The following is a 12,050-nucleotide window of genomic DNA, read 5'->3' on the forward strand; positions in this document are numbered from 1 at the left end:
CGGGGCGGGTTGTCCGTAGCATTTGCTACGGACGTAGAAGTTGGTAGGCTGTGCCTACCGGGCGGGCCGCATCCCGCCACCATCATTACCTCACCTCTTTCTGTAACCATTCGTAGACAGCTTCCAGGAACGTCGGATCAATGTCACCCTTGATGGCGGCGTATTCCTGAGGTAAGCCCGTTTTGGCGGGTAACATCAGGTGATTTAATCCTTCCAGACGTACGATTTTGTACCGTTTATTTCCGGCTTTTTGCAACGCATTTTCAATCCCCTGAAGGTTCATATCGGCGTTCACCTGGACGTCTTTGGTACCATTCAATGCGAGCGTCGGTACCGTCAATTTTTGGAGGGAAGGAACGGGGTCGAAAGTGATGAAGCGACGAAACCATTCCCCGTTATAGTTAGTAACCACCTGTTTGACGTACATCTCTTCTTTGGGGGGAATACCAAAAACGAATAGCTGGTTGGGCGACATTTTCGTGCGTAAAAAACCAATGCGTTCCCGGATCAACCCACTCAGTTGGGCCGTATCCTGTTGCGTAGCAAAGGCAGGGAAGACCTTGTCGAAGTACTCCGTAACGTAGGTTTCAACGACTGTTGAGTCGATTTTTGCCGTATAGAACAAATCACGGTTTTGCTGCCGCATGACTTCCACCATGGATCGACCCGGTGCGGCCATCAGGATGACAAACGCAACGTCTTTTCGCTGAGCCGCCACCCCCGGAGCTACACTGCCGCCTTCACTATGGCCGAGCATACCGATCTTCTTGGGATTGATTTCTTTCCGGGTTTTCAGGTAATCCAGACTCGCTTCCGCATCCTTAATGAAGTTATCAATCGTAGCATTGATGAAGGTTTTATTCATTTTTCCTCCGCCGCGATCGTCGTATCGCAGGACGGCGTACCCGCGACTGCCCAGGTATTCAGCAATGGCTTTGAAAGGTTTATGACTCAGAATCGTTTCATCCCGATCCTGCGGCCCCGAGCCCGTAATGAGAATTAGAGCCGGGAAATTTTTACCCTGATTCGGCAGCGTCAGCGTTCCTTTCAACTGCACGGAATCTTTAGTGTTCCAGTAGCTGACTTCCTCTTCGTGAAAAGGTTTCGTTTCCTGAGCAAAGGCAAGCGTACTCAGGCAAACTAGCAGGGAAGTAAATAACTTCATATGAGAGCCATGAAAGGTTTTAGGAAAGTAATTATTTACGGGATAACTGATAGGAATAAAACATAGGATAAATGAAACCAATCGCGAGCATACCGCCGACAATCAGCATTTTACCTGTAAAATCAACGTACAACATGGGCAGAATACTAACCAGACTGGAAACGACCAACAAGCGTCCTGCCAGCCGATGCGTCTTTCGCCAGATTTCTTCATTCATTAGCGTGTACGGTGTACGAATGCCGATGAAATAATTGGGCTTCAAGCGGATAAAATAGTTGCCTAAGAAAAGGAAGAGAAAGGGAAATAAAAGCAATACATAATCAATCATTTTACCGCCGTCCTGAGCGATAGCAGCCTGAATAATAATGAAGTTCAGAGCGGCCAGAAACACCGTGGACCCCAGGCCTAATTGCTCCGGGGTTTCCTGCGTGTATTTCGTGGATGTTGCCTTGGTTGTATGGCCTTTTTTAATCAAAAGAAAGATACCTATGGAAAAAGCGGCCATGCCAAACTGTAAGCCATAAAAGCCGGATTTGGACGCATAGTTATCCGCCCGGCCCTGGTAGTCGAAATGAATCGGTACGCGGTCCGGCAGTTCAGGAAAGATAAAATTTAGATACAGCAGCGGCAACAGCGAAATAACGATGGCAAGTAAAGTACGGGAGGCTTTCATAAGGTTAGGGTTTGGGTGTACGTAAGTGCATGATCCAGGCGAGTACTTCGTCCAGCACGGTCATGTTGAGCGAATAAATGATGTGCTGTCCTTTTTTCAGGGAGACCACCAGATCGGCCTGTTTGAGTAAATCCAGGTGGTGAGAAATGCTGGGCTTGGTCATATCAAAATGCTCCGCAATCTCACCCGCCGTCAAATCTTTCTCCTGGAGTAGTTCCAGTATTTGTCGCCGCGTGGAATCATTCAGAGCCTTAAATAAAGTATTCATCCGGTAAATAGATAATTAGACAAATATCTAACTATTTCTCAGTAATTAGACAAACGTCTAATTGTTTTTTATAGGGTAAACAAACAAAAAATCCCGGAACCTGATTAGTCCGGGATTTTTTGTTTGAATTGAAAGCAGGTAGGGCTTAGTTCACCATGAATACGGCGTTCGCAAATACCAGCTTGCCCTGATGCCAGAACCCACGGAAGAGGGGGTTGTTGACCAGGTAAACCACCTGACCACGACCTAAATCCTGCGTACCGAACATCAGCGTATTTTCCAGTTTCTTTTTCGCTTCAAAGCCCACGAAACCAGCAACGGCTGGGTTTTTCTGCAGATACCCTACATTCCAGCCGTTCTTCAGGAATCCATACTCACTCGTCGAAAGTACCAGTCCGTGGTAAGGATTCGTTAACCCGTACGCCAGCGGGTGTGTGGTGTCAAGGTTGAATTTGTAAATGGCTCCCGGCGTGTCGGTTGATACGGATTCGCGTTCGCGGTTACCGAATACTTTCAGGTCGCTGGCCGCTTTTCCTTTCTCGTCCTTTTCCTCTTTTTTCGTGATTTCAAAACCATCCTTGCCCGCCAATGATCCAACGGCACCTTCCAGAGCAATCAGTTTACCCCCCGCCTGTACCCAGCTTTTCAACTTGGCCAGACCGGATTCGTTGAGCACCCGTCCGTAATTACCATTCGCCAGAATCAGTACGTCGAAATCGGCCAGCTTGGCACTCGCAAAATCGTTCGTGTGAATCATCGTGGCCGGGTAGTGCAGTTGCTGATCAAAGTAATGCCAAACTTCGCCTACGGCGTAGGGAGAGGTGCCTTCACCCGTCAGAATCGCTACTTTTGGTGCCTTCATCTGTGCTACGTAATTCGAGCCCAAATCCGGACCGTTCGTTACGTAACCCGTAGCCACGGGGATCAGACTGCCCGGCATTTCTTTGGCTTCCTGTTGTAAAATCGTGTCGAACGCGTCACCCAGTCTGGCGTTTTCGCCCCGCGTCAGAATGACCGTACCAATGTCGTATTTCTGACCTTCTACCTCAAACGCCTTCGTAGCTACCCGGGCCCGAACGTTTTTCCGGAACAAATGAGCCAGCAAATGAGCATCTTCCTGCGATTTCCAGCGAAGCAGATACGCGTAGGGTTTCGTCGTAATGCCCGCTGGCGTAGTAGCTGCCGGAGCGGTGGTCGTAAACGGCACTTTTTCTTTCAGAGCAAACGCTTTCAGACCGTAGGCGTAAGGCAGAGCCCACGACGTAATATCGTAAGTAACGGAATCTTCCAGCGTCGTTTTCGGCTCCATCAGAATTTTCAGGAAGGTCGAACGGGGCTGGGCCGTACTAATCACAATATCACCGGCTTCCACGGACGCAGAGGCTGATTTGTCATCCGCAAAACTGTAGGCACCCGAGAAGTTAGCAGACTTGTCTGCGTAACCGTACTGGAAGCCCATGCGTTTAAGGTACGCTGTGAACGCCCGGGCGTTTCCTTCGCTGCCTTTGGTTTTGATTACGTAAGACTTGTACGTTCCAGTTGGGTTATTTTTGGCATTGGTAAAGAACTTAATAAACTCCGACGCCGCTTTATCCGCATTGGCTGAAAGAGCTTCCATCGTTGCCTTACTGGCCGCTACGTGGTGACTGATGCGTTCGTGAAGCGTCAGGGTATCACCGTCTTCCTTCTGAATGGCCAGACCCGCCCGGCCATTTCCGGCCTGTTCGAAGGTCATACCAATAGCCCCGTTGAAAGTCGGGTACGTATCGCCGTAGCTAGGGTAGAACAGGTCAAAGTTCTCGCGGGTAAAGTACAGCCAGCCGTTTTTATCAAAGGTTTTCCGGTTGTAATCACCGATGATCGTCTGAAACTCCCGTTGCCAGGCGGTAACGTCTTGGTGTACAGGTTTGGCTGGGGGCGTAAAGAAATAGGGAGAATTGATGCCCTGCTCGTGGAAATCAGCGAATACGTGCGGCATCCACTGCTGATAAATCGTATTGCGAGCCTGACTTTCTTTCTGTACCATCCAGGCCCAGTCGCGGTTCAGATCAAACATGTAGTGGTTCATCCGTCCGCCCGGCCAGGGTTCCGAGTGCTCCCAGGCACCGGCGTAGGCGTTAGCTACGTTGCCCAGACGCTGGTTGTACCCGTTTACGTAGCGATCGTAGCCATCAGGGTTGACGCAGGGATCGATGATCACGACCGTGTTCTTGAGAACGGCCGTGTTATCGCCTTTCAATAAGTTATACGCCACGATCATGGCTGCTTCTGACGACACGTTTTCGTTGCCGTGAATGTTATAACTCATCCAGGAGACGGGTACCGACTTTCCGGAAGCGGAACCTTCCAGTAAGCCAATCGACTTGAGGTGATTGGTACGGATGGTTTCAAGTTGGGGGAAATTTTCTTCAGACGCGATGATGGCCACTATCAAAGGACGGTTTTCATAGGTGGTGCCGTACTGCTGAAGTTTGACCTGCTTGGGAAACTGCTGAGACAGGTACTCAAAATAATCCAGAACCCGGTAATGGGGGGTACAACGAATGGTACCGGGTTCGTATCCTAAAAATTCTTTGGGAGTCTTCTGAGCCAGAACTGGGTACGCAAAGAGGGTTAGGAGAAAGAAAAGGGAAACTTTTTTCATGCCGATGTTGTGTATTATCCGGAAACTTCAAAATTAGGCGAATTTTCTCCTACTCGGATCGTGGATCGACAAAAGATAGAATTCAAATGCACCTGTCTGGGATTATCGTCGATCAAGTACAGGCCTGAAGCGTTCAGCCAAGTCTGAAAGGGCTAACTGATTTTTTCTTCCATATGCAGTATTTACTAATCCGCCTGTTTTTCGTAATGGGTATGCTGGTTCGTCCACCAGAAACCTATTATTATTTTTTGACAGCTACGAATGATGAAATTCGAACGCCGGGCACGACACGCCTGGTGTACTTAACCACCGTTCGTACTACCGATACGTACATTTCTGCCAGTTTTCTTCGCAATGCTCAGGAAGATTTTGCGGCTCAAATCAATGCGTACCACAAGCATCGTAAACCGGAAAAACAATGGTTTAATACGGAAATACGAACCGGCACGAATGAAGAGGAAGTAGGGGCAGAGCGGGCTGGGATTGTTAAAAATTCTAAAACAGATACCAGGGTCCGGCTCGTGGAGTTTAAGGAATGAAACCTTTATTCCTAAACTATGCCTATGAAACGTGTCGTCTATGTGCTTATGCTTTGTGGCCTGGGTTCTCTGGTGCAAGCCCAGGTGCTGGTCAATGGAGTGGATCTGAATACGCTGAAAGAAGGAACCATGATTAGTATTGAAATCCGTGAACCTTCCATTCTAAGTTCGCTCTCTTCACGGGTCGATTACGGTCAGAAAGATCAGGTTTCGAATCGAAAGATGGCCATTGAAGACCCCGAAACCGGAAAAGCTAAAAAATTCAACTCTTCGATGGAGGTAGTCAATTTTATGATTGACAATGGCTGGGAATACCAGCAGGCGGTGTTTCAGCAACCGAAAACGGTTAATGACTACTACGATTACCGCTACTTCTTCCGAAAGAAAAGTCCGTCAGTGTCTTTGGATCGTTAAGGCTGGTTTGTGTCTTTTCTGGCAATCAGGTAGAGTCAGTCCTGTAAATTCCGTAGTTTTGCGGCGATTTTAGACTTTGGGGATGATTCGTTCGGTTCTGGTTTTTGTGTTTCTAGGTTTACTCGGGGGAATGATGGCCTGTTCTTCGGAAGAGCAGGCGGGTATACGTATTCCGCCGTTGCCGAACATGAACGAAGGTTTTTCTACGCCCAAGGCCCTGGATTTGCTGACCCGGGTCATTCATCAGTATCCGGATGCTCCGGATAACTACCAGAAACGGGCCGAAATTTATCTCCAGCGTTCGGAGCTGGATGCCGCCCTGGAAGACATCAACCGGGCCATCGAACTCAAACGAAATACGGGTCGTTATTACGTAACCAAAGCGAAGATTCTGCGGCAACGCCGGCAGATTGACGAAGCTCTGTATGCGGCTCAACGGGCCGAAATTCTTAATGAACGTACCCCCGAACTCTTCGTCCTGCTCGCGGATTTGTACCAGCAGAAGTACCAGTTGGGAAAAGCCCGACAGTACCTGGCCCGTACCCTGCAAATCAACCCGTACCACGCGAAGCCTATTTCTATCGCGGCATGATTGCCGCAAAATTAGGAGATACGACCTCGGCCCTGGTGTTGTTTCTGCGAAGCCGTACGCTGATGCCCGGTTTTCTGGATGCGTATCAGCAACTATCCCGGATTTACTATCAGAAAAAGGAATATCCCAAGGCGTTGTGGTTTGCTCAGGAAGGACTTAATTTTTACCCGAATGATGCCGATTTGCATTACCGTCGGGGGCTCACCTTCCTGCAAACTTCGCAAGTGGACAGTTCGTACACCGAGTTCATGAAAGCCATTAAAACGGAGCCTAATAATCCGGGAGCGAACCTGTACGTAGCTTCGCTCTTGTTCAACGTTGAAAAAGCGGCGGCTGCACTAAAGCATTTACAGGTGGTTGAGAAGGTGAACCCCAACTATCCCGGATTGAACTTTCTGATGGCCCAATGTCTTGAGTTAGTAGGCAACGACGACAAAGCCATGGATTACTACCTGACGGAAGCTCAGCAGAATCCAGGCAACCGAAAGGCCATAGGCGGGTACTGGCGAACGCGACGAAAACAGCTCACCAATTACCCGGAGCTGCGGCAGGATGAACGCTACCGGCCAGCCCTGACTGTTCCTGACAAAACGGGAACCGCCGCCGCCGATTCCATTTAGTAGTGCGTTTATCGGAAACGCTTGTTAGTTTAGGGCATTGAAAGAATTTCATAGTAGAAGTAACTATACATGGCGTTGACAGAATCGTTTTCTGGACACAATTCACTGAAAACAGCAAACGGTATACTGAAAACCGTAAAGCTCTCACGGACTTTGTATCTCCGTGATTTTTAATCGTTTATTTCACATATTCATGGAAAATCAAATCCAGATTACCCTGCCGGACGGAAGCATCCGTACGTTTCCGAAGGGCGTCTCCGGCCTGGACATTGCCCGTAGCATTAGCGAAGGCCTTGCCCGTAATGTATTAGCCGCCGAAGTAAACGGCGAAGTATGGGACGCTAGTCGTGCCATCGAAAACGATTCAACCGTCAAACTGCTGACCTGGAACGACACGGACGGAAAAGCAACCTTCTGGCACTCGTCGGCTCACTTGCTGGCGGAAGCTCTGGAAGCCTTGTACCCCGGCGTGAAATTCGGGATTGGTCCGGCCATCGAAACCGGTTTTTACTACGACGTTGACCTGGGCGATCAGAAATTCTCGCAGGAAGATTTCAAGAAAGTAGAAGACAAAATGCTCGAACTGGCCCGGCAGAAAGAAGTGTACGCCCGTACACCGATCTCAAAAGCGGAGGCCATTGCGTATTTTGAAGAAAAAGGCGACGAGTACAAACTGGATCTGCTGAAAGACCTTGAAGATGGAAAGATTACCTTCTATTCGCAGGGAAATTTCACCGATCTCTGCCGGGGTCCGCACATTCCGGATACTGGTTTCATTAAAGCTGCCAAAATTCTCAACGTAGCCGGAGCCTACTGGCGGGGCAACGAAAACAATAAAATGCTCACCCGGATTTACGGGGTGACCTTCCCCAAGCAGAAAGAGCTGGATGAATACCTCCACCTGCTCGAAGAAGCCAAGAAGCGGGATCACCGGAAGCTGGGTAAAGAGCTGGAGTTATTTACCTTCTCCGAGCGGGTAGGGCAGGGCTTGCCCCTGTGGTTGCCCAAAGGTGCAGCCCTTCGCGAGCGGCTGGAAAATTTCCTTCGTCGGGCTCAGGTTCGGGCCGGGTATTTACCGGTCGTAACGCCGCACATTGGTTCCAAGCAACTCTACGTGACTTCCGGTCACTACGAAAAATACGGTAAGGATTCTTTCCAGCCCATTCATACCCCGGATGAAGACGAGGAGTTCCTGCTGAAACCGATGAACTGCCCGCACCACTGCGAAATCTATCGGTCGAAGCCCCGCAGTTACCGCGATCTTCCGGTACGGTTTGCGGAATTCGGTACGGTCTATCGCTACGAGCAGTCGGGTGAGTTGCACGGACTGACCCGCGTACGTGGCTTTACGCAGGATGATGCTCACATTTTCTGCCGTCCCGATCAGGTCGAGGAAGAGTTTATGAAAGTAATTGATCTGGTTCAGTACGTCTTCAAAGCCCTGGGCTTTAACGAATACAGTGCTCAGATTTCATTACGGGATCAGGAAGACCGGTCCAAATACATCGGTTCGGAAGAAAACTGGGATCGGGCCGAACAGGCCATCATCAGCTCCGCCGCAGCGAAAGGACTGAATACGGTCATTGAATACGGTGAGGCGGCCTTCTACGGTCCCAAGCTGGACTTCATGGTGAAAGATGCCCTGGGTCGTAAGTGGCAGTTGGGTACCATTCAGGTAGATTATAACCTGCCCGAACGTTTTGATCTCGAATACACCGGAGCGGATAATAAAAAGTACCGCCCCGTGATGATCCACCGGGCACCTTTTGGATCGCTCGAGCGTTTTGTAGCTATTCTGATTGAAAGTACAGCTGGAAATTTCCCGCTGTGGCTGTCACCGGAACAATTGGCAGTATTACCGATTTCAGAGAAATACACGGACTACGCCAACGAAATCTTTCTGTTGCTTCAGGAAGATGACTTGCGGGGCTACGTAGATCACCGGGATGAAAAAATTGGCAAAAAATCCGTGATGCGGAGGTTTCGAAAACACCCTTTATGCTCATCGTAGGTGAGAAAGAACAGGCCGAAGGAACCGTTTCTGTCCGTAAAAAAGGCGAAGGTGACTTAGGCAGTATGCCAATCGGTCAGTTTATTGCCCTGGCTAAGGAGGAAATTAATAAAAATTTGCTTAAATTTTAAAAATACTTCATCTTAGGCACGTATTTTTCGAAGCCGTTACGTAAGGAAGCTTTCGTGACGGCTTCTTCTCAGTTTTCAGTTCAGGATCAGGAGTTTTCAGTCTACTTCCATTCTGCTGAAAACAGTAATCACTGAAAACTTAAAAATCACCAAATTAACAAGTATGGCATTACGCCCCGGCGGTATGAACCGCAGACCTCCTGTAAGGAAAGAAGAACCCTACCGCATTAATCAATTGATTCGCGGAGTACAGCAAGTACGCTTGGTTGGCGAAAACGTGGACCAGGGGATTGTTGATATTCGTCAGGCTCTGGAGATGGCTCAGCAACAGGCTCTGGATTTAGTGGAGATTTCTCCTAATGCAGATCCCCCAGTATGCCGTATCGTTGATTATTCGAAGTTCAAATACGAACAGAAGAAAAAACAGAAGGAGCTGAAATCCAAGCAAATTAAAGTGGTAATTAAAGAAATCCGCTTTAGTCCTACGACGGATGATCACGATTACGACTTTAAATTAAAGCACGCGACCAACTTCCTGAAAGAAGGTTCGAAAGTGAAAGCTTACGTACAATTCTCCGGACGTGAAATCGTATTTAAAGACCAGGGTTTCAATCTGCTGAAACGATTCATGTCGGATCTGGAAGAACACGGAAAACTGGAATCAGAAGCTCGTCTGGAAGGTCGCCGGATGAACATCATCATCGCTCCAAAAGTGAAAAAATAAATCGACCTGCTTTTTAGCAAAGTCGAATCTGTACCAACCCATGGGGTAGTATTCACACGAATGCTACCCCATGGGTTATTTTACGACCTGAAAACGAGGAAGATAGCTTAAAAAACGTAATTAAATCGTAACTATTATTGGTTTTTTTGTTACTTTTGCGGTTCATTTCACTTTGAGTACTTTTTTCATCTATTAACAGGTTCAGTTTATGCCTAAGCAAAAATCAAACTCGGGCTCCAAAAAGCGTTTTAAGCTGACTGGAACCGGACAAATCAAGCGGAAGCACGCCTTCCACAGCCACATCCTGACGAAGAAGTCTAACAAACGTAAGGCTAACCTCGTTAAGAGCACGCTGGTACATGAGTCAGATCACGCTCGCGTAATCGCTCTGCTTGCCAAGTAGTTTGTCTTCGGACCAATTACAGGTTTCCTTGTTTAACCCGACTCATGGCTTTTTAAGCGAGAACAGCGTTTAGGGTTTAGCGTTTAGTGTTACGAGTTTAACTCAAAACCCTGAACTCAGAACTCAAAACTCTCCTCCGCCAACGTCAAAAAACTAACACAACATGCCACGTAGTGTCAATCACGTAGCGTCTCGGGCCCGTCGCAAAAAGGTGCTCAAACTGGCCAAAGGTTATTATGGCCGTCGTAAAAACGTTTGGACGGTAGCTAAAAATGCCGTTGAACGTGGTTTAAATTATGCTTACCGCGATCGTAAGCAGAAAAAACGGAATTTCCGTGCTCTTTGGATTGCTCGTATCAATGCCGGTGCTCGTCAGCATGGCTTGAGCTACTCACAATTCATTGGTAAACTGCATAATTCAGGCGTTGAACTGAACCGTAAAGTATTGGCTGACCTGGCAATGAACCATCCCGATGCGTTCAAAGCTGTGGTTGACCACGTGAAATGAGCCATAGATTAGAAATCAAGTTTCGATCTATAGAAAATCCTCCGGCTTGCCGGAGGATTTTTGTTTTAGTAGCCTATGGAAAATACGACGAAATGTCACTTTTTTAAGAAAGGAAGCCGCAATTCATGACTACACGTCAGGCTTGAAAATGGTATTTATTCCGTTTCCGTCGCTTTGGTTTTTAAACTTACCCAGGGGCCATCCACGGACTGCCCCACGATGTAAATATCGATTTCTACTTCTCCCACGCGGTATACCTGAGGTTTCGTCAATTGCGTAGCGACGAAGCTTTTCAATTGCTGATAGCGTTCTACCGTCTGATTTTCTTCTTCCCCAAACCAGTCATAGGTCTTCAGCAGAGGTCTGAAAAACGATTCTATTTTTTGGATTTTCACGGGTACATCCGCTTCTAGTCCCAGCAAGGTACGCAATGCTTCTGCCTCGGGAGGCGTCTCTTCCTGCCATTCAGGCAACGCGTTTACCTCAAAAGGAGCATCAGATTCGCTGGTATAGAGCAGGCCATTTACTTCCTGCTTCAGGTTTTCGATCAAGAGATTTGAAGCCAGTCGGGCAGCCATAATCGTAAGGTTGAAAAAGTCCGAAATTGAATCAAAAATAAGCGTACTAAGGGAGGTAGGCTCAACTTTTTTACAAAGTAATGCAGCAAAGGTAATTTTTGTTTTTCAAAAAAGTAGAGTACTATTGCTGAGTAAAAACGACCATACGCTTACTAATAAACAACCATGTTAGATCAGCTCCTCAATCTCGTCAAAAATAATTCACAGGAAGCCATTGTCAACAATCCGGCTATTCCTGAACAACAGAACGAAGCCGCTCAGACGACCATCTTTACGTCTATCGTACAGGGTTTACAGGGCGAAGCGGCCAAGGGAAACATCAGTGGCCTGATGGAATTATTCTCCGGTCGCCAGGCAGTACAACAGAGTCCCATTGTTTCGGGAATTTCCCAAAATGCCATAGGGAGTCTGATGGACAAATTTGGAATCAGTGGTTCCGTAGCTCAAAACATTGTTGGAGCCATCGTGCCAATGGTTTTGAGTACAATCATCGGAAAATTGAACAATCCGAACGATACATCCGTGGATGCTAATTCCATGATGGGATCACTTCTGGCGGGTACGGACGCCAACACGGGTGGATTTAACTTTAATCAGGTAGGAGCGGCTTTGGCCGACGGTAAACTTGATATGAATGATTTGAAGAATATTGGAGGTAGCTTGTTTGGCTCGTCCAACGATAAAAATGACAAAAACAACGAAGGCGGACTCGGCGGTATGCTGGGCGGACTTTTTGGTAAATAAACTGTCAGTACCTCAGCGATGAGTAAAGTTTGTGTC

General features: G+C 47.9%; 13 protein-coding genes and 1 pseudogene. 9 read left to right on the forward strand and 5 right to left on the reverse strand.

Features of this window, described 5'->3' with window-relative positions:
- Window positions 1-85: 85 nt before the first annotated feature.
- From BWI93_RS26750 to BWI93_RS26765, 4 genes are all read right to left on the reverse strand, one after another.
- Window positions 86-1,165: a S9 family peptidase gene (locus tag BWI93_RS26750; RefSeq protein ID WP_094816997.1), complete on the reverse strand. Its 1,080-nt coding sequence runs from the start codon at window positions 1,163-1,165 to the stop codon at window positions 86-88.
- A 31-nt stretch (window positions 1,166-1,196) separates the two neighbouring features.
- Entirely contained in the window at window positions 1,197-1,838 is a 642-nt protein-coding gene (locus BWI93_RS26755; protein WP_094816998.1) for an SdpI family protein, read from the reverse strand.
- 4 nt (window positions 1,839-1,842) lie between these two features.
- The gene (locus BWI93_RS26760) at window positions 1,843-2,106 is read right to left on the reverse strand and encodes an autorepressor SdpR family transcription factor (protein ID WP_094816999.1); all 264 of its coding nucleotides are present in this window, start codon (window positions 2,104-2,106) and stop codon (window positions 1,843-1,845) included.
- A 145-nt stretch (window positions 2,107-2,251) separates the two neighbouring features.
- Complete coding sequence (locus BWI93_RS26765) at window positions 2,252-4,750, reverse strand: M14 metallopeptidase family protein (RefSeq protein ID WP_094817000.1); 2,499 nt, start codon at window positions 4,748-4,750, stop codon at window positions 2,252-2,254.
- 173 nt (window positions 4,751-4,923) lie between these two features.
- On the opposite strand from BWI93_RS26765, the gene BWI93_RS26770 reads away from it, so the two are divergent.
- The 8 genes and pseudogenes from BWI93_RS26770 (at window position 4,924) to rplT (ending at window position 10,692) form a co-directional block, all read left to right on the forward strand.
- A complete protein-coding gene (locus tag BWI93_RS26770) occupies window positions 4,924-5,289 on the forward strand; it encodes a hypothetical protein (RefSeq protein ID WP_094817001.1) in 366 nt (121 codons plus the stop codon).
- Window positions 5,290-5,313: 24 nt separating this feature from the next.
- Entirely contained in the window at window positions 5,314-5,703 is a 390-nt protein-coding gene (locus tag BWI93_RS26775) for a hypothetical protein (protein WP_141217614.1), read from the forward strand.
- An 82-nt stretch (window positions 5,704-5,785) separates the two neighbouring features.
- Window positions 5,786-6,295, forward strand: a complete 510-nt coding sequence (locus BWI93_RS26780; RefSeq protein ID WP_094817003.1) for a M48 family metallopeptidase — start codon at window positions 5,786-5,788, stop codon at window positions 6,293-6,295.
- On the forward strand, window positions 6,292-6,915 hold the full coding sequence (locus BWI93_RS26785; RefSeq protein WP_094817004.1) for a lipopolysaccharide assembly protein LapB: 624 nt from the start codon (window positions 6,292-6,294) through the stop codon (window positions 6,913-6,915). The genes BWI93_RS26780 and BWI93_RS26785 overlap by 4 nt, the downstream gene beginning before the upstream one ends.
- Window positions 6,916-7,108: 193 nt before the next feature.
- Window positions 7,109-9,057 (forward strand): annotated as a pseudogene (gene thrS / locus BWI93_RS26790) (threonine--tRNA ligase).
- A 163-nt stretch (window positions 9,058-9,220) separates the two neighbouring features.
- Window positions 9,221-9,781: a translation initiation factor IF-3 gene (infC, locus tag BWI93_RS26795; protein WP_094817005.1), complete on the forward strand. Its 561-nt coding sequence runs from the start codon at window positions 9,221-9,223 to the stop codon at window positions 9,779-9,781.
- Between the two features lie 208 nt (window positions 9,782-9,989).
- A complete protein-coding gene (gene rpmI / locus BWI93_RS26800; RefSeq protein WP_094817006.1) occupies window positions 9,990-10,184 on the forward strand; it encodes a 50S ribosomal protein L35 in 195 nt (64 codons plus the stop codon).
- Between the two features lie 163 nt (window positions 10,185-10,347).
- The gene (rplT, locus tag BWI93_RS26805; protein WP_094817007.1) at window positions 10,348-10,692 is read left to right on the forward strand and encodes a 50S ribosomal protein L20; all 345 of its coding nucleotides are present in this window, start codon (window positions 10,348-10,350) and stop codon (window positions 10,690-10,692) included.
- 155 nt (window positions 10,693-10,847) lie between these two features.
- Here rplT and BWI93_RS26810 read toward each other — a convergent pair whose 3' ends face one another.
- The gene (locus tag BWI93_RS26810) at window positions 10,848-11,270 is read right to left on the reverse strand and encodes a nuclease A inhibitor family protein (protein ID WP_094817008.1); all 423 of its coding nucleotides are present in this window, start codon (window positions 11,268-11,270) and stop codon (window positions 10,848-10,850) included.
- 165 nt (window positions 11,271-11,435) lie between these two features.
- Between BWI93_RS26810 and BWI93_RS26815 the strand changes: the two genes are divergently transcribed.
- On the forward strand, window positions 11,436-12,014 hold the full coding sequence (locus BWI93_RS26815) for a hypothetical protein (protein WP_094817009.1): 579 nt from the start codon (window positions 11,436-11,438) through the stop codon (window positions 12,012-12,014).
- Window positions 12,015-12,050: the final 36 nt, after the last annotated feature.

This window comes from Siphonobacter sp. BAB-5385, assembly GCF_002261125.1.
Taxonomy (GTDB): Bacteria; Bacteroidota; Bacteroidia; order Cytophagales; family Spirosomataceae; genus Siphonobacter.